The sequence below is a fragment of the Gemmobacter sp. 24YEA27 genome (assembly GCF_030052995.1).
Classification (GTDB): Bacteria; Pseudomonadota; Alphaproteobacteria; order Rhodobacterales; family Rhodobacteraceae; genus Pseudogemmobacter.
The window spans coordinates 314,251-331,631 of record NZ_JASJPW010000001.1 but is presented as its reverse complement, the minus strand read 5'-3'; the positions used below and the strand labels follow the sequence as shown (position 1 = coordinate 331,631).

The 17,381-nt window shown below is 61.6% G+C and carries 14 protein-coding genes and 1 pseudogene; 9 read left to right on the top strand and 6 right to left on the bottom strand.

Annotated features, from left to right (window positions below; all coding sequences use genetic code 11):
* Positions 1-3: 3 nt before the first annotated feature.
* A complete protein-coding gene (gene galU, locus QNO18_RS01660; protein ID WP_283176272.1) occupies positions 4-903 on the bottom strand; it encodes a UTP--glucose-1-phosphate uridylyltransferase GalU in 900 nt (299 codons plus the stop codon).
* Between the two features lie 179 nt (positions 904-1,082).
* Positions 1,083-1,886 carry a 3'(2'),5'-bisphosphate nucleotidase CysQ gene (cysQ, locus tag QNO18_RS01655; protein ID WP_283176271.1) on the bottom strand — a complete coding sequence of 268 codons (804 nt, stop codon included), beginning with the start codon at positions 1,884-1,886 and terminating at the stop codon, positions 1,083-1,085.
* A 264-nt stretch (positions 1,887-2,150) separates the two neighbouring features.
* Here cysQ and QNO18_RS01650 point away from each other — a divergent pair, with 264 nt between their 5' ends.
* From QNO18_RS01650 to radC, 5 genes and pseudogenes are all read left to right on the top strand, one after another.
* Entirely contained in the window at positions 2,151-2,942 is a 792-nt protein-coding gene (locus QNO18_RS01650; protein WP_349293823.1) for an ABC transporter permease, read from the top strand.
* Entirely contained in the window at positions 2,939-3,619 is a 681-nt protein-coding gene (locus QNO18_RS01645) for an SH3 domain-containing protein (RefSeq protein WP_283176269.1), read from the top strand. Before QNO18_RS01650 ends, QNO18_RS01645 begins: the two co-directional genes overlap by 4 nt.
* Positions 3,620-3,832: 213 nt before the next feature.
* A pseudogene (gene dnaK / locus QNO18_RS01640) lies at positions 3,833-5,749 on the top strand (molecular chaperone DnaK); the annotation flags it as partial.
* Between the two features lie 69 nt (positions 5,750-5,818).
* A complete protein-coding gene (dnaJ, locus tag QNO18_RS01635; RefSeq protein WP_283176268.1) occupies positions 5,819-6,979 on the top strand; it encodes a molecular chaperone DnaJ in 1,161 nt (386 codons plus the stop codon).
* Between the two features lie 138 nt (positions 6,980-7,117).
* Entirely contained in the window at positions 7,118-7,894 is a 777-nt protein-coding gene (radC, locus tag QNO18_RS01630; RefSeq protein ID WP_283176267.1) for a DNA repair protein RadC, read from the top strand.
* Here the strand turns inward: radC and QNO18_RS01625 are convergent, their stop codons facing one another.
* The 3 genes from QNO18_RS01625 to secA form a co-directional block, all read right to left on the bottom strand.
* A complete protein-coding gene (locus QNO18_RS01625; protein WP_283176266.1) occupies positions 7,895-9,427 on the bottom strand; it encodes a phosphate ABC transporter substrate-binding/OmpA family protein in 1,533 nt (510 codons plus the stop codon). It lies immediately after the preceding gene.
* A gap of 113 nt (positions 9,428-9,540) precedes the next feature.
* Positions 9,541-9,900, bottom strand: coding sequence for a hypothetical protein (locus QNO18_RS01620; protein ID WP_283176265.1), 360 nt, complete (start codon positions 9,898-9,900; stop codon positions 9,541-9,543).
* Positions 9,901-10,054: 154 nt separating this feature from the next.
* Positions 10,055-12,781 (bottom strand): preprotein translocase subunit SecA, encoded by a 2,727-nt coding sequence (gene secA, locus QNO18_RS01615; protein ID WP_283176264.1) that lies wholly within the window; start codon positions 12,779-12,781, stop codon positions 10,055-10,057.
* Positions 12,782-12,966: 185 nt separating this feature from the next.
* Between secA and QNO18_RS01610 the strand changes: the two genes are divergently transcribed.
* The 4 genes from QNO18_RS01610 (at position 12,967) to QNO18_RS01595 (ending at position 16,006) form a co-directional block, all read left to right on the top strand.
* The gene (locus QNO18_RS01610; protein ID WP_283176263.1) at positions 12,967-13,836 is read left to right on the top strand and encodes a peptidylprolyl isomerase; all 870 of its coding nucleotides are present in this window, start codon (positions 12,967-12,969) and stop codon (positions 13,834-13,836) included.
* A gap of 15 nt (positions 13,837-13,851) precedes the next feature.
* Positions 13,852-15,222 carry a bifunctional glutamate N-acetyltransferase/amino-acid acetyltransferase ArgJ gene (gene argJ / locus QNO18_RS01605; protein WP_283176262.1) on the top strand — a complete coding sequence of 457 codons (1,371 nt, stop codon included), beginning with the start codon at positions 13,852-13,854 and terminating at the stop codon, positions 15,220-15,222.
* 113 nt (positions 15,223-15,335) lie between these two features.
* Entirely contained in the window at positions 15,336-15,734 is a 399-nt protein-coding gene (locus QNO18_RS01600; protein ID WP_092899649.1) for a (deoxy)nucleoside triphosphate pyrophosphohydrolase, read from the top strand.
* Positions 15,735-15,856: 122 nt separating this feature from the next.
* On the top strand, positions 15,857-16,006 hold the full coding sequence (locus tag QNO18_RS01595; RefSeq protein WP_283176261.1) for a hypothetical protein: 150 nt from the start codon (positions 15,857-15,859) through the stop codon (positions 16,004-16,006).
* A gap of 71 nt (positions 16,007-16,077) precedes the next feature.
* On the opposite strand, the gene glyA is transcribed toward QNO18_RS01595, so the two are convergent.
* Positions 16,078-17,373 carry a serine hydroxymethyltransferase gene (gene glyA / locus QNO18_RS01590; protein ID WP_283176260.1) on the bottom strand — a complete coding sequence of 432 codons (1,296 nt, stop codon included), beginning with the start codon at positions 17,371-17,373 and terminating at the stop codon, positions 16,078-16,080.
* Between the last annotated feature and the right edge of the window lie 8 nt (positions 17,374-17,381).

Genomic DNA, 17,381 nt, shown 5'->3' with positions numbered 1-17,381 from the left:
CGGTTACTCAGCCGCCTTCAGCTGCGCCATCATGTCATTGAGATAGGCGGTGAACTCATCGCGCAGGTCGGGGCGCGACATGCCGAAAGCCACGGTTGCCTGCAGGAAGCCCGCTTTCGAGCCGCAGTCATAGCGCATACCCCGGAAGCGGTAGCCGTAAACCCCGGTGCCGCCCCAGCCTGCCTCTTCCGCGATGGCATCGGTCAGCTGGATCTCGCCGCCGGTGCCAAGCTTGGTTTCATGCAGGTTGTGCAGCACTTTCGGGTCAAGGATGTAACGTCCGATCACTGCGAGGTTCGAAGGTGCATCCTCGGCCTTCGGTTTCTCGACCATCCCCTTTGCACGCACGATAGAGCCCCGGTCCTCGGCAATATCGAGCATGCCATAGGACGATGCTTTCTCCGGCGGGACTTCCATCGCCGCAACCATATTGCCGCCGGTTTCCTGATAGGCCTCGACCATCTGCGCGAGGCAGGATTGCTCTGCCGCGATCACGTCATCGGGCAGAAGCACGGCGAAAGGCTCATCCCCGATCAGGCGGCGGGCACACCAGACGGCGTGACCAAGGCCAAGCGGGCGGTTCTGGCGAACATAGGCGATGGCGCCGGAATCCATATTGGTGTCTTCCAGCACCTTCAGCAGCTCGGTCTTGCCCTTGCGGTTCAGCTCGCTTTCAAGCTCGGGGGCGCGGTCGAAATAATCCTCAAGCGCGGATTTTCCGCGCGAGGTCACGAAAATGAACTCGGTAATCCCTGCAGCCCGCGCTTCGTCGATCGCATATTGGATCAGCGGGCGGTCGACGAGGGTCATGATCTCTTTGGGCACCGACTTGGTGGCAGGAAGGAAACGGGTACCGAGGCCAGCGACAGGGAAGACGGCTTTAGTGACTTTTTGGGGCTTCATGATCGCACTCGTGTTTATTCCGGCGCAGCATGTGCACCTCAATTTGAGCTCTTCCCAGAACAATTTGTCCTGAATTTGGCGCCAACGTGTTTCTAGGCGAGATTCTGCTAAAGTACAGCGCGAAAGCGTGAGGCGAATTCTGCCTCAGGTTGAATTGGGCAAACCTTAGCCAATGGGGTTCAGCCCGGATCCTTAAGTGAGACTGCGGGCGCGCGGGCAATGAAGAAAGGATTGTCCCAGCCGGGTTTGCCGTAGGTCAGGGGCATGTGGCTGTCGAAATGCAGCACCTCGCCGCCGGCCCCGCGCAATACGGCATCTCCTGCGGCAGTGTCCCATTCCATGGTACGGCCCAGACGCGGATAGAGATCGGCCTCACCGGTCGCGACCAGGCAGAATTTCAGGCTGGAGCCTGCGCTTTTCGAATCCCTGACCGCATAGTGACCGATGTAAGCATCCGTTGCTGCATCGCGGTGTGATTTCGAGGCCACGACCATCAGCGCGCCGTTATCCGGCGCCGCATTGACCCGCAGCGGCGTCAGTGCGCCGGCCAGGTCTTTGTTGAAGGGGCCGGCCTCCTCGACGGCGGTGCCATCGGCCAGGGTATAGAAAAGCCGTTCCTTTGCAGGCGCATAGACGACACCATGGCGCGGCACGCCATTTTCTACATAGGCGATATTGACGGTGAAATCCCCGCGGCGCTGCACGAATTCCTTGGTCCCGTCCAGCGGATCGACGATCAGGAAGGTCGAGGCGGTCAGGGCATGGCTTGCGGCCTGTTCCTCGGTGATCAGCACCAGGTCCGGAAACTCCGCGCGCAGCCCGGCCGAGATCAGTGCATCGGCGGCCTCGTCGGCCTCGGTCACCGGGCTCGAATCGCCCTTGGCCTTAACCTCGAAATCCGGGCCGTTATAGACTTCCATGATCCGGTCGCCGGCCTCGAGCGCGAGGCGGCGGATGACGGTGACGAGGCGGTCAAAGTCCATTAAATGCTCCGGTCGGGTCTGATGGGGCGCGAAATGGCGCCTGTTGCCACAGGGTTTGCAGCCCTTTATCCTCGCGCAGGAAGGGATCGGCAAGCAATCGCTGCGAGATTTCCAGGAACTGCCCCGTTTCAGACGCTTTTCCAGGGGATAGTCGGCCGACCGCAGGGGGCGCTGCCCGCGGTTCGGTAGCGAAGCACGGCGCGACGGCCAGAGGCAGCAAGGGCACCATCCATGTTCCGACCAGAGGCGCAACGGATCTCGCATATGCGGACCGGCTTCGAACTTATCGAGGTGATCTACCACGCCACCGTGCGCCAGCTGCGCGGCTCGCATTCCAATGCGGTGGTCGCTTTGGTGATGAATGTGCTGCAGGCGGTGCTGGTGCTGGTGCTGTTTGTGGTGATGTTCGATCTGCTGGGGATGCGGCGGCTGGCGCTGCGCGGCGATTTCATCCTTTACGTGATGTCGGGCGTCTTCATGTTCCTGACCCATGTGAAGGCGCTTGGCGCCGTGGCGGCGGCGGACAGCCCGGCTTCGGCGATGATGATGCATGCGCCGATGAACCCGATCATCGCGGTGGTCTCAGCCGCGCTGGCGGCGCTGTATAAGCAGACATTCGCCGCCGGGGTCATCCTGTTCGTCTATCATGCGGTGATGCGGCCGATCACAATCTTCGACCCGATCGGCACTATGGGAATGTTCATCCTGTCCTGGGCCTCGGGCGCGGCGATCGGGCTGATCTTCTACGCTGCAAAGCCCTGGCAACCGGATCTGGTGGGCATTCTGTCGACGATCTATCAGCGTGCGAATATGATCGCTTCGGGCAAGATGTTCGTGGCCAATCAGGCCTCGTCCTGGCTGCGCAGCAAGTTCGACTGGAACCCGCTCTATCACACGATTGACCAGGCGCGTGGCGATATTTTCCTGAATTATCAGCCGCGCTACACCAATATTGAATATCCGATCTGGGCGGTGATGATCTGTCTGATGATCGGGCTGATGGGCCAGTTCTTCACCCGCAAATATGCTTCGGCAAGCTGGGGGAAACGCCGGTGATCCGACGCTTTCTCACGGGTCTCGCCGCTGCCGCCCTGGCCATTATCGCTCTGTCTGCGGGCGCGGTTTTGCGGGCCGAGACCCTGCCCGCGCTCTATTCTGTTGAGGGCGTGGCCGCTGATGATGTGCTGAACATCCGGGCCGCGCCTGAGGCGGGGGCGGCGATCCTTGGCACCATCGCGCCAGGCACCGAAGGGGTCGAAGTGATCCGGCTGAGCGAAAGCGGTAAATGGGGTCAGGTTGGCACCGCTGAGGGCAATGGCTGGGTTGCGATGCGCTATCTGCGCCCGCTGCCGGTGGCGACCCGCGCGACTCCGCGCCCCTTCCTCTGTCACGGAACGGAACCGTTCTGGAGCCTGAACAGTGGCGCCGGGACCGGCACGCAAAGCGGCGCATGGGCCGCACCGGAGGCGAGGCCGCAACCCCTCGCGGTGCTGTCGGCGCTGGATCTGTCCGAACCCCGCTTCGCCACACCTTCGGGGGATATGGTCTGGTTCGTGACCCTTGCCGGAAAAACCGCAGGCGGGGCGGCCGAGATCTTCAGCCTGACTGTAACGCGCGGCACCTGTTCTGACGGCATGTCCGACCGGGTTTACGGCTTCGAAGCGTTTGTCGCGCGCCAGACGAAGGGCGAGGCGCGGGCCTTCCAGGGCTGCTGCACCCTTGACGCGCGCTGAGCCTTGCCCTGTGAGGCGCCCGATTGCGTGCAGATCAGGCACAGGATCGTGAAAAATCGCCGCAGACTCCGCCCATGTCCCGTTGCAGGCGGAATTGCCCCTGCCTATATACGGCCAGTCAAAGGGTGATGCGTCACCCGTTCCAATCCATAACCCTGATCCTGTGCCGAAGTTTCCGGGCAGCGACAGGGGAGATCGCCTGAAGAAAGGGATACAAATATGGCCAAAGTCATCGGTATCGACCTCGGCACCACCAACTCCTGCGTCGCCATCATGGATGGCTCGCAACCGCGCGTCATCGAAAACGCGGAAGGCGCCCGTACCACCCCGTCCATCGTCGGCTTCACCGAGACCGAGCGTCTGGTCGGCCAGGCCGCCAAGCGCCAGGCTGTGACCAATGCCTCGAACACCGTTTTCGCGGTGAAGCGTCTGATCGGCCGCCGCATCGGCGATGCCGAAGTCGAAAAAGACAAGAAGCTCGTCTCCTATGATATTGTCGATTCGGGCAATGGCGACGCCTGGGTCGAGGTGCGCGGCGAGAAATATTCGCCCTCGCAGATTTCTGCTTTCATCCTGCAAAAGATGAAGGAAACCGCTGAATCCTATCTGGGTGAAACCGTCACCCAGGCCGTGATCACGGTTCCCGCCTATTTCAACGACGCTCAGCGTCAGGCCACCAAAGACGCCGGCAAGATCGCGGGTCTCGAAGTGCTGCGCATCATCAACGAGCCGACCGCAGCTGCGCTGGCTTATGGTCTCGATAAGAAAGAGACCAAGACCATCGCGGTCTATGACCTTGGCGGCGGTACCTTCGACATCACCATTCTGGAAATCGATGACGGCCTGTTCGAGGTCAAATCGACCAATGGCGACACTTTCCTCGGTGGCGAAGATTTCGACATGCGCATCGTCCAGTATCTGGCCGATGAGTTCAAAAAGGACAACGGCGTCGATCTGACGCTGGATAAAATGGCGCTGCAGCGTCTGAAAGAAGCGGCTGAAAAGGCCAAGATCGAACTGTCCAGCGCAAGCCAGACCGAGATCAACCAGCCGTTCATCTCGATGGACAAGAACACGGGCCAGCCGCTCCACCTTGTGGTCAAGCTGACCCGTGCGAAGCTGGAAAACCTGGTTGGCGACCTGATCGTCAAGTCGATGAAGCCCTGTGCGGCCGCGCTGAAAGATGCGGGCCTGTCGAAGGACGATATCGACGAGGTGGTTCTGGTCGGCGGTATGACCCGGATGCCGCGCGTGATCGAAGAGGTCACCAAGTTCTTCGGCAAAGAGCCGCATAAAGGCGTGAACCCGGACGAAGTCGTGGCGATGGGCGCAGCCGTTCAGGCCGGCGTGTTGCAGGGCGACGTGAAAGACGTGGTTCTGCTCGACGTGACCCCGCTTTCGCTGGGCATCGAGACGCTGGGCGGTGTCTTCACCCGCCTGATCGACCGCAATACCACGATCCCGACCAAGAAATCGCAGGTCTTCTCGACCGCCGAGGACAACCAGTCGGCTGTGACGATCCGCGTCTTCCAGGGCGAGCGCGAAATGGCGGCGGATAACAAGATCCTCGGCCAGTTCAACCTGGAACAGATCCCGCCCGCGCCGCGCGGTGTGCCGCAGATCGAAGTGACCTTCGACATCGATGCCAACGGCATCGTGTCGGTGTCGGCGAAAGACAAGGGCACCAATCGCGAGCATAAGATCACCATCCAGGCCTCGGGCGGTCTCTCGGATGAGGATATCGAGAAAATGGTCCGCGACGCCGAGGCCAATGCCGATGCCGATAAGGCACGGCGTGAGCTGGTCGAGGCGAAGAACCAGGGCGAGAGTCTGCTCGATTCCACGAAGAAATCGCTGAAGGAACACGGCGAGAAAGTCGATCCGTCGACGGTTGAGGCGATTGAATTCGCCATGGTCCCGCTGGAAGAGGCGCTGAAAGGCGAAGATCCCGGCAAGATCAAATCGGGGATCCAGAACCTCACCGAGGCGGCAATGCGGCTTGGCGAAGCGATCTACAAGGCGCAGGCCGGCGAGGCCAGCGACGATGATGGCGACGCGGCGCGTCCGGTCGATGACGACACCATCGTCGATGCCGACTTCGAGGATCTTGGCGACAACAAGCGGAAGTAATTCCGATTTGACCGGAAACGGGGGCGGCCCAATGGGTCGCCCTTCGCCGGTCAGGAGAGGGCTTTTGCTATGGCAAAACGCGACTACTACGAGGTTCTCGGGGTATCCCGCGGGGCCAGCGCTGATGAGTTGAAGAAAGCCTATCGCCAGAAGGCGAAAGAGCTTCATCCCGACCGCAACTCTGACAATCCAGAGGCCGAGGCTCAGTTCAAAGAAGCGAACGAGGCCTATGACGTTCTGAAGGATGCCGAGAAGAAGGCCGCTTATGACCGCTTTGGTCACGCGGCGTTCGAGGGCGGCATGGGTGGCGGTGGCCAGCGCGGCGGCTTTAACCAGCAGGGCGATTTCGCGAGCGCGTTCTCGGATGTGTTCGAGGATCTCTTTGGCGACTTTATGGGCGGGCGAGGCCAGGGCGGCGGCGGCGGTGGTGGCCGGCAACGGGCGCAGCGCGGATCCGACCTGCGCTATAACCTGCGGGTGTCGCTGGAGGAAGCCTGGAAGGGCGTCCATAAGACGATCTCGGTGCCGGGCTCGGTGCAATGCGATATTTGTCACGGGTCGGGCGCAGAAGGCGGCGCCGAGCCGCAGACCTGCCCGACCTGTTCGGGCATGGGCAAAGTGCGGGCGCAGCAGGGCTTTTTTACCGTCGAGCGCACCTGTCCGAACTGCTCGGGCACCGGTCAGATCATTAAGAACCCCTGCAAAAACTGCCACGGGGCAGGGCGGCTTGAAAAAGACCGCCAGTTGTCGGTGAATATCCCGGCCGGTGTCGAGACCGGCACCCGCATCCGGCTCGCCGGTGAGGGCGAGGCGGGGCTGCGCGGCGGACCTTCCGGCGATCTTTACATCTTTATCGAGGTGAAAGAGCACGCACTCTTCCAGCGCGACAGCGTGCATCTTTTCTTCCCGGTGCCGATTTCCATGGCTCGCGCCGCCCTTGGCGGCGAGGTCGAAGTGCCGACCATCGACGGCGGACGCAGCCGCGTGAAGGTCCCCGCCGGAGCGCAATCCGGGAAACAGATGCGGCTCAGGGGCAAGGGGATGCCGGCGCTGCGCGGCGGCGGGGTTGGCGATATGGTGATCGAGCTGCGGGTCGAAACGCCGGTCAATCTGACGTCGCGCCAGAAAGAGCTGCTGACCGAATTCGAGAAGCTCTCAGAAGAAAATAACCCGGAGGGGTCAAATTTCTTCTCGAAAGTCAAAGGCTTCTGGGATGGGATGAAGGGCTGAGCCGTTCAGTCCTGATGATATAGGGCCGGTTCCGCAGGCGGGGCCGGCCTTTTTGCTGCCTGCAATGAGGTTGTGGATATTTCCGTGGTTAACTGTGTTGTTAAGTCTTTCTAAACCGCTGGGCCGCAATCTGCTGTCATGGCACAGCATCATTCCTTCGCAGAATCACCCCTGCCGCCCTTCCTCCCTTTCGGGGATGAGGCCCTTGCCACGCCGGTGGCAACTGCGCCTGGTGGACGGCTTCCCAGCTATATCCAGGACCACCGCCGAAGGTTACGCACCCGTTTTCTCGAAGGCGGGGCGGTGGCGATGCCCGATTACGAGCTTTTGGAACTGCTGTTGTTCCGGGCGATCCCCCGGCAGGATGTAAAGCCGTTGGCGCGTCTGCTGCTCGAGACCTTTGGCGATTTCAACCGCGTGGTCACGGCGCCGCTGGTCCGGCTGATGCAGGTGAAGGGCGTTGGCGAGGCAGTGGCGCTGGAGCTGCATATCGTCGGCGCGGCGGCGCAGAGGATGATGCGGGCGCGGGTGATCAACCAGCCAGTGCTTTCCTCCTGGGATGCGCTGCTGGATTATTGTCATACGGTGATGGCGCATCGAGAGACCGAACAGTTCCGCATCCTGTTTCTCGACCGCAAGAATGTGCTGATCGCAGATGAGGAACAGGCGCGGGGCACTGTCGATCACGTCCCGGTCTATCCGCGCGAGGTTGTGAAACGGGCGCTGGAACTGAACGCTTCGGCGCTGATCCTGGTCCACAACCACCCGTCGGGCGACCCGACGCCTTCGGATTGCGATGTCACCATGACACTTCGGGTTCAGGATGCCTGCCGTGCGCTGAACATCACGCTTCACGACCATCTGGTTATCGGCAAGGGAAGGGAAATGAGCTTCCGCTCGCAGGGCTATCTCTGATCAGAGCGGTTCAGGCGTAAAATTCGGCACGATCCACAATTCGACACGGCGGTTCAGCCGGCGGCCAATGACGGTCTCATCGCAGGCCATCGGCAGCGCCTCGCCAAAGCCCTCGGTCACCGGTATCTGATCCGCCCGCAGATCCGGTGCGAGATCCGCCAGATCCTGGGCCACCCGTTCGGCGCGTTCCGCCGAAAGCGCCTTATTGGCACTTGCTTCGCCCTTGCCGTCAGAAAAGCCGGCAAGAATCAGCGTCTTGGAGGGGAAGCTCTCGGACGCGATCATCCGCGCCAGCTGGGCCAGGTTCTCCTGGCTGGTCGCATCCAGAATGGAGGTGTTTTCTTCAAAGCGGAAGGTCAGCGACAGCCGGTCAGCGCCGTTCATCACTTCGGCGAGCCGTTTCAGATCGCCAAGCGTCACATCATCGCCGGCGCCGAGGATCGCATTGATCAGCCGCAGACCGTCCTGGGTCATCGGCGCGGCTTCGACCGAGCGGTCGATAAAGCCGGCCGCGGATACGACATGGCCCGCGCGGGGGGTGGCGGTGAACTCCAGGAACTCGCGCGCGAAGACCGGAATGCGACGCGGGGCGGGGATCAGGAATTGTGGCAAAGCCAGGGGATAGTCCTCGGCTTTGACAGAAATCGGCAGCGGCAGCAGTGGAAAGCCGCAGCTGTCGACTAGCGGGGCGGGAATCGCGGGGGCCATCTCGGCACGGCCGGTGATTGCCAGGGCCCAAGGGTCTTTCGCCACCGCCTCGGCGAGGCTCTTCATATCGGGGTGAACTATATCGGCCTTTATCGGCGCGCCGAGGCGTTCCGACAGGGCGCGCGTCATGTCGGTATCGGGCTCCAGCGCGTGCAGGACGATCGGCATGTCCGGCCCGCCGAGATCGCGCCAGTTCTTCAGCTGACCGGCGAGAACTTTCGCCAGATTTACGGTCGAGATCTTCGGCGTCGGATTGCCCGGGGCCATAACCGGCACCAGGGCGTCCAGCGCTATCGGGCGCGCTCCCGAAGCACGCGAGGGCGAAGCGGAGAGTTCCATTTCCGCGGCACCACTTGCCAGCGCCGCCTGGGCCTGGCCGGGCAGCATTGGCGAGAAAGAGACATCGGCAAGGACGGTTTCATCCTGTGCCTTGTAGATTTGCGCCGCCCAGGAGGCACCATTCTGCGGTGCCACTTCGCGAAAGGCCAATCCGCGCACGGCGGCAAAGCTGCTGAAAAGGCCGGGCAACAGCCTTGCCCCGGCATCCGGGGCGCCGACCACGCGGATATCGGCATGAGGGGTGGTCAGATCCGGACAGGCGGGTCCCTCGCAGATCACGCCCTGGCCATCGACGGTCAGCAGCCCCCAGGCGGTTTCGATCCGGTAAAACTCGCCGTCATAGCCCTGAAGGCTGCCGGGCAGGACGATACTCCCCTCACGCGAGATCAGCGTGATATCCTGCGCCTGGGCGGGCTGCACGACAGGCGAGTGAGACAGGAAAGACAGCACAGCGAAGAAAATCGCCGCGCCTGGCCGCGTTAGCATCTTTTCCCACCGGGATTAATTCACCACCGCCATTTTCTGCTGCGATGCCGGATTCTTCAACACCTTAATGGAGGGAACCGGCCTCAGCTGAGCCAGGCACAGCGGTGTGATGCTCAGACGCCAGGATCTGTGATGGCGGCCAGAGGCCTCGGCAGCGCAACATTTGCAAATCTGTCAGTGCCACCGGTCAGTGCGGACTGATCATCGCTGCGCACAGGTCGGGCAGGGGCGGCCACGGGCTCATCCTGGATCTGCGGGGGATGGATGACTGTCACGGCAGAGCGCGCGTCATCCCCGGATTTCGGACGGATCCGGTGCTCTGCCCCGGCGACAACCTGTTGCAGCCCACCGAGTGAACCAGACTTTGCCACCTGCCCGGGCTGGTTCTTATGCATCGTCTGCACAAGATGCCCCGCCCCCAGAGCAAGGAAGAGAACCACCGTCACGCGCAAAATAGTGCGTTTCGTACCCATAGTCAGCATACCCGGAATCGCCCGCATTGGTGCCAATATCGCGAGAGATCGCGGCAATCCCGTGGCGAGCCTGTGGAATGTTTCCCATAAGGGAACCACCGAATTGAAAAGGGGCGGTTAATGCCGCCCCTTTTATGTCATTTTTTCCGGATTTTCAGACCAGCTTGCCGTGGCAATGTTTGAATTTCTCGCCCGATCCGCAGGGGCAGGGATCATTGCGGCCAGGATTGCCCCAGCTGGCAGGGTCCGATTCGTCAAAGCCTGACGCAAGCGGGGCTGCCGGCGCGGGTTCGGCGGGCGCGGGGTCTGCAGGCGCAGCGGCCGGCCCGACCTCGATCCCGGCGGCGGCCTGTTGCTGCGCCAGCAATTGCGCCATCATCGCATCCTGCTCTTCTTTCGAGAGCGGGCGGATGCGCGACAGCTGTTCCGTCACCTGCAGACGCAGGCTGCCAAGCATGGTCTCGAACAGCTGGAACGCCTCGGTCTTGTATTCGTTCAGCGGATCGCGCTGCGCATATTGGCGGAAATGGATCACCGACCGCAGGTGTTCCAGCCGCAGAAGATGATCGCGCCATTTGCCGTCGATGGCCTGCAAAAGCACCTGCTTTTCGATCTGCACCATGGTTGTGGAGCCAAAAGCTTCAAGCTTTTCAGCCATATAGCGGTCGGAGTGTTCGATGATGCGCTCGGCCATCGCGGCCTGATCGACACCCTCTTCGGCGGCCCATGTCTCGATGGGCATATCCATGTTCAGCCGCTGGCGGCCGGCCTCGCGCAGGCCCTCAAGGTTCCAGGCGTCGGGATAGGTTTTCGGCGGCATGAATTCATCGACCATGTCGTCGATCACATGGTGGCGCATATCCTCGGCAATTTCCGAGACATGTTCAGCCCTGAGGATGTCCTGGCGCTGGCTGAACACGGCCTTGCGCTGGTCATTCATCACATCGTCAAACCGCAAGAGCGACTTGCGCACGTCAAAATTGCGACCTTCGACTTTCGCCTGGGCCTTTTCCAGCGATTTGTTGACCCAGGGGTGAACAATCGCCTCGCCTTCCTTCATCCCCAGCGTCGAGAGGATCTTGTCGAGCCGTTCGGACCCGAAGATCCGCATCAGGTCATCTTCCAGCGACAGGAAGAACGAGGACCGCCCCGGGTCACCCTGACGGCCCGACCGTCCGCGCAGCTGATTGTCGATACGGCGCGATTCATGGCGTTCGGTGGCAAGCACGAAAAGCCCGCCGGCGTCGAGCACCTTCGCCTTTTCATCGGCATGTTCCGCCTCGATCCGGGCGCGCAGCGCCACCGGATCTGCATCCGGATTGGCGTCAAGCTCTTCGATCACCTTCATCTCGACATTGCCGCCGAGCTGAATATCGGTGCCGCGTCCGGCCATATTGGTCGCAATGGTCACCGCACCCAGACGGCCGGCATCGGCGACAATCTTCGCCTCCTGCTCATGCTGGCGGGCGTTCAGCACGTTATGCGCGATGCCTTCAGCTTTCAGCATGGCCGAAAGCTCTTCGGATTTCTCGATCGAGGTGGTGCCGACCAACAGCGGCTGACCGATCTCATGCGCCTCGCGGATGGTCTCGACGATGCCCTGGAATTTCTCGCGGGCGGTGCGGTAGACCTGATCGTGTTCGTCCTTGCGCGCCACGGGGCGGTTGGTGGGCACTTCGACCACACCCAGCCCGTAGATCTGCATGAACTCTTCCGCCTCGGTCGCGGCAGTGCCGGTCATGCCGGCCAGCTTGTTGTAAAGGCGGAAGTAATTTTGGAAGGTCACCGAGGCGAGCGTCACGTTTTCGGGCTGGATCGTCACGCCCTCTTTCGCCTCGATGGACTGATGCAGGCCGTCCGACAACCGGCGGCCCTTCATCATGCGGCCGGTGAACTCGTCGATCAGTACGATTTCATCGTCACGGACAATATACTGCTGGTCGCGGTGGAACATCTTATGAGCGCGCAGCGCCTGGTTCATATGGTGAACGATCGAGGTCGATTCCGGTGCGAAAAGGTGCTGGCCTTCCGGCAGCACGCCCGCTTCACGCAAAAGCTCTTCGATATGGTCGTTGCCGGCTTCGGTATAGGTGACGTTGCGGGCTTTTTCGTCGAGGGTGAAATCCTCTTCGACCAGCGAAGGGATCAGTCGGTCGACCGAGAGATAAAGGTCGCTGCGGTCCTGGCTCGGCCCCGAGATGATCAGCGGCGTGCGGGCTTCGTCGATCAGGATCGAGTCGACCTCGTCCACAATCGCGAAATTATGGCCGCGCTGCATCATCTCTTCAATCGAGCCCTTCATATTGTCGCGAAGGTAGTCGAAGCCGAGCTCGTTATTGGTCGCATAGGTGACATCGGCGGCATAGGCGGCGCGCTTTTCCGGGTCGGGCTGCCAGGGGTAGATCACGCCGGTCGTCAGGCCGAGTTTGGCATGAACCTTGCCGATTGTGTCAGCATCGCGCTTCGCGAGATAGTCGTTGACGGTCACGACATGCACGCCCTTGCCAGTCAGGGCGTTGAGATAGGCCGGAAAAGCCGCGACGAGCGTCTTGCCTTCGCCGGTCCGCATCTCGGCGATATTGCCCTGATGCAGGAAGATCCCGCCCATCAGCTGCACATCAAAGGCGCGCAGCCCCAGCGAACGTTTCGCCCCTTCGCGGCAATTCGCGAAAGCTTCGGGCAGGATATCGTCGAGGCTCTCGCCACCTTCCTGCACACGCTTTTGAAAGTCCCGGGTCTTCGCGACAAGGCCCTCATCGCTCAGCGCGGCAAATTCCGGCTCGAGCGCGTTGATTTTGGAGACCAGCGACCGAGTGGCCTTGACCTTGCGGTCATTGGCGGTGCCAAAGACCTTTTTCGCGAGCGTTCCCAGACCCAGCATGATCTCTCCGTGCGGTCGTTCCTGCGTGATCTCGTGAGGCTGTGACTTGCCCGCCCTTAACGCCTTCCATAGAAAAGCCGGGTAGGTCCGTATTTGCGCCCCGATCACGCGACTGTCGCGATGTAAGGGCTGCAAGGATCATAGTCAACGTTCGCAGGCTCTGCGGCAGATCGGGAGAAGCTGAAATGGCCATAGAAAAGCGTCTGGGGGCTGCCGTTTTCTGGGTGGCCGCTGCTTTCGCCGGGCTCGCGACCGGGCTTGCGAACGGGCCGGCCCTGGCAGAGGGGGAAACCGCTGCGACCGTGGTTGCAACCGTGAACGGAACCGAGATCACCCTCGGCCAGATGATCGCCCTGCGGGAAAGCCTGCCCGACCAGTATCTGAGCCTCGCCGATGACGTTCTCTTCAACGGCATTCTGGAACAGCTGATCCAGCAGGAGGCCCTGGCCCAGGCTCATAGCCAGAAAAGTCCGCGCGACAAGGCGGTGATCGTCAATACCGAGCGCGGCTATTTCTCGGGTATTGTGATTTCGGATGTGGCCAGTGCAGCGGTGACCGATGCAGCCCTGCAAAAGGCCTGGGATGAGAAATACGCTGATTACGTGCCACAAAAGGAATACAGTGCGGCGCATATTCTGGTTGAGACCGAGACCGAGGCGAAGGAGCTGAAGGCCGAACTGGATGGCGGCGCGGATTTCGCGGCCCTCGCGAAGGAAGCATCGAATGATCCGGGGTCGGGAGAGCAGGGGGGCGAACTGGGCTGGTTCACGCTGGACCGCATGGTGAAGCCCTTCGCGGATGGGGTGGCGGCTGCGACCCAAGGCAAAGTGACCGATCCGGTGCAGAGCGATTTCGGCTGGCACCTGATCCTGGTTCATAAAAGCCGCGACCGCCCGGCTCCGACGCTGGACGAGGTGCGCGATGTGCTCGCGGGCGAAGTCGAGGAACGTGCAATCGCGGCGAAGATCACCGAGCTGACAGGCGCGGCGACAATCACAAAGCCGGGTGAGGGCATCGATCCGGCTCTTTTGAAGAATAACGCTCTGATTGATTGAGCGGCGGGGGATAGAATGGCAAAGACTGACTGGAAAGCCGAAGCGAAGAACCTGAAGAAGAAGGTGCGCAAGCTGAAAGACCGCGTGACCGAAGCGGTCTCCGGCGCGGCCTCGGGCGCGCTGAACGAGGTCGCGGCGGTGGTCCATAAGGCCGCGCATCCGGTGTCGCCGCTGGCTCCGGCCAGTTTCCCGGCACTGCCTGTGATCCGGGGGGCAGAATTTGCCTCGATCGGGGCCGGGATCAAATATCGCAACCGCAAGGATGTGATGCTCGTGCGGCTTGCCCCGGGCACGGTGATGGCCGGGGCCTTCACCCGTTCGACCACCCGTTCGGGCTGTGTGCGGGATTGCGAGGCGAAACTGGCTCTGAAGGCGGCGCCCGGCAACGGTGCGGCGATCATCGTGAACTCGGGCAATTCCAACGCTTTCACCGGCAAGATCGGCGATAAGGCGGTGGCGGATGTGACGGGGGCTGTCGCGAAAGCGCTCGGCATCCCGGCCACGCGCGTGTTCTCTTCCTCGACCGGCGTGATCGGCGAGCCGCTGCCGGCGGAGAAGATCACCGCCGTGATCGGTGATCTCACCGAGGGTCTGACCGAGGCCGCGATTGAAGGCGCCGCTCAGGCGATCATGACCACCGACACCTTCCCCAAAGGCGCCACCGCGACGATCGAAGGCGAAGGTGGCCCGATCCATATCGCCGGCATCGCCAAGGGCTCGGGCATGATCGCGCCCGATATGGCGACGATGCTGGTCTATATTTTCACCGATGCAAAGATCAGCCAGGCGGGCCTGCAGAAACTGGTCTCGCGCCATGTCGATGACAGTTTCAACTCGATCACCGTCGACAGTGACACCTCGACGTCTGACACGCTGCTGGTCGCCGCAACCGGCCAGTCAGAGGCCGCACCGCTGAAAGGTGCAGTGCTTAAGGCATTCGATGCCGCGCTGGCCCAGGTGATGCAGGATCTCGCGCTTCAGGTCGTGCGCGACGGCGAGGGCGCGACCAAGCTGATCGAGGTGCGGGTCTCGGGCGCCGCGACTGATGCGGATGCGGCAAAGGTGGCCTTCGCCATCGCAAATTCGCCGCTGGTGAAAACTGCGGTCGCCGGCGAGGATCCTAACTGGGGCCGCATCGTGATGGCGGTCGGTAAATCGGGCGCCCAGGCCGAGCGTGACCGGCTTACCATCCGTTTCGGAGATATCCTTGTGGCGGAAAAAGGCTGGAAATCACCGGGCTACAGCGAAGATGCCGGCGCCAGCTATATGAAGGGCCAGGAGCTGGTGATCGATGTCGGCCTTGGCATGGGCCGCGCAAGGCGCACGGTCTGGACCTGCGATCTGACCGACCGCTATGTCGCGATCAACGCCGACTATCGTTCCTGACAGTTTTCTGTCCGTAAATACCCCGGGGGTGCGAACATTTTTTGCGCCACCGGTTCAACCAACCGACAGTCGCCGGGGGCAGCGCCCCCGGCTCCGGCCAGACTGAGAGCCATATGAAAACCCTGCTCGTTTCCGCCGTCGCACTGATTGATGCTGATGGCCGCATTCTTCTCGCACAGCGCCCGCCAGGCAAAAGCCTCGCCGGTCTGTGGGAGTTTCCCGGTGGCAAGGTCGAACCGGGTGAAACCCCGGAGGCCTGCCTGATCCGCGAACTGAAAGAAGAAATCGGCATCGATACCTGGAAAAGCTGCCTTGCGCCGCTGACCTTCGCCAGCCACAGCTATGATGATTTCCACCTGTTGATGCCACTTTTCGCCTGCCGCAAATGGGATGGCATTCCGGTGGCGCGGGAGGGTCAGGTTCTCGCCTGGGTTGCGCCTGACAGGCTGCGTGACTACCCGATGCCGCCTGCTGACCTGCCCCTGATCCCGATTTTGCGCGACTGGCTGTAAGAGCCGCCGTGACAATTGTGACTTTTCTGCGGCTTCTGTTTCCGTTTCTTTAAATTATCTATTTCAAAATCGAGCATGTTGAGTGAAACTTAATTAAATTCCTGTGGGGGAGAAGGTTAGGAATGTTGCGCACAATCTCAATCGGCAGTTGCATTTCGGTGCAGGGTTTGATGGTCAGCCAGAATGCGGATGGTACGGTAGTGATCCGGGTGGATGACCGCACCTATACCGGGCACCCGGTTGCGGCGACCCCGCAAGTCGGTCGCGCCTGACCTCAGTTAGACCTCATATCACCACAAAAAAAGCGCCGGGTTTCTCGGCGCTTTTTGTTTATCATTTGTGGTCAGAGGGTCGGGTAAAGCGGGAACCTGTCGCACAGGGCCTGGACCTCGGCCTTCACTTTGGCCTCGACCTCCCCGTTGCCGTCTTCGCCATTGGCGGCGAGCCCATCAACCACTTCGACGATCCAGCGCGAGATCTGGCGGAATTCGGCCTCGCCGAACCCGCGCGTGGTGCCTGCCGGCGCGCCCAGACGGATGCCCGAGGTCACAAACGGCTTTTCCGGATCAAACGGCACGCCGTTCTTGTTGCAGGTGATATGGGCGCGGCCAAGCGCCGCCTCGGCCGCCTTGCCGGTCACTTTCTTGGGCCGCAGATCGGCGAGGCAAAGATGGTTGTCGGTACCGCCCGAGACGATATCGATCCCGCCCTTCATCAGCTCATCCGCCATGGCTGCCGCATTGGTTTTCACCTGGGCTGCATAGGCCTTGAACTCGGGGCGCAGCGCTTCGCCGAATGCGACCGCTTTGGCGGCGATCACATGCATCAGCGGGCCGCCCTGCAGGCCGGGGAAGACCGCCGAATTGATTTTCTTAGCGATGTCTTCATCATTTGTGAGCACCATACCCCCACGCGGGCCGCGCAGGCTCTTGTGGGTCGTGGTGGTCACCACATGGGCATGCGGCAGCGGCGAGGCATGCACGCCGCCGGCCACAAGGCCCGCGATATGTGCCATATCAACATGGAGGTAAGCGCCGATCTCATCAGCAATCGCCCGGAAGGCGGCCCAGTCCCATTCGCGGCTATAGGCGGTGCCCCCCGCCAGGATCAGCTTTGGTCTGTGCTCGAGGGCTTTCTTGCGCACCTCGTCCATATCGAGGCGCTGGTCCTGCTGGCGCACGCCGTAAGATATGACCTTGAACCACTTGCCCGACATATTGACCGGCGAGCCATGGGTGAGGTGTCCGCCCGAATTCAGGTCGAGCCCCATGAAGGTGTCGCCCGGCTGCAAAAGCGCGAGGAAGACGGCCTGGTTCATCTGGCTGCCGGAATTCGGCTGCACATTGGCGAATTTGCAGCCAAAAAGCTCTTTCGCGCGCTCGATCGCGAGGGTTTCGGCGATGTCGACATACTGGCAGCCGCCGTAATAGCGCTTGCCCGGATACCCCTCGGCATATTTGTTCGTCAGCACCGAGCCCTGGGCTTCCAGAACCGCGAGGGAGACGATGTTCTCGCTCGCGATCAGCTCGATCTCATCGCGCTGGCGGCCAAGTTCAGAGCGCACAGCCCCGAAAAGCTCGGGGTCGCGCGAGGAAAGAGATTCGGTGAAAAAGCCGGAATCGCGGGTCTGGGCGGTCATACTCGTCT